This window comes from Vibrio sp. 1078-1 (assembly GCF_033340475.1).
Window position 1 is genome coordinate 1 of sequence record NZ_JAWOWM010000870.1, and the last position, 524, is coordinate 524.

Sequence of the window (524 nt, forward strand, 5' to 3'; positions counted from 1 at the left end):
CAGCACTCATCATGGATCTTATGGGAAACTGCCTTGCCACTTCGATTCAATGAACATCTCGATTACCAACAAGAACAAGCATTAAAACGTTGTATGCAGCTATCACTAAAAACGCTTCGAGATACGCCAAGCGTGCTCACCGCAAACGCTGATCAACAATTGATTTTGCAAGGCAAAGCGATGATAGAAAACACTTCAAATGAGCAGTTTGCAGAACTTCTTGCGCAACATGCCAACGTGTGTGAACGCTACATGGAATGGCTTGAACACGAGCGTGTTAATCACACCATCAGTCATCATGTGTGGTTACCGTAATGCGAACTCTCATGCCAAAAATAGGGCGCATTGCCGCCAAAATGACATTGTGCGCACTGTGTGTCGTTCCGATGTTTTCTGTACAAGCGACAGAGCTCAATTGGCCAGAACAACCGTTTCGTTACTATGCCGATAACGATTCGCTGAAAGATCTGCTTAACAACTTTGGTGCCAACTATCGAGTATCCGTGTCTGTGAGCGACAAAGTG

Annotated in this window: 1 protein-coding gene and 1 pseudogene; both read left to right on the forward strand. The window is 45.2% G+C overall.

Annotated elements, in window-relative coordinates:
* On the forward strand, nt 1–315 hold a 315-nt coding region (gene vscB, locus R7190_RS30545; protein ID WP_318138301.1), incomplete at its 5' end, for a YscB family type III secretion system chaperone VscB.
* Nucleotides 303–524, forward strand: a pseudogene (locus R7190_RS30550) (EscC/YscC/HrcC family type III secretion system outer membrane ring protein); the annotation flags it as partial. The gene vscB and the pseudogene R7190_RS30550, both read left to right, overlap by 13 nt.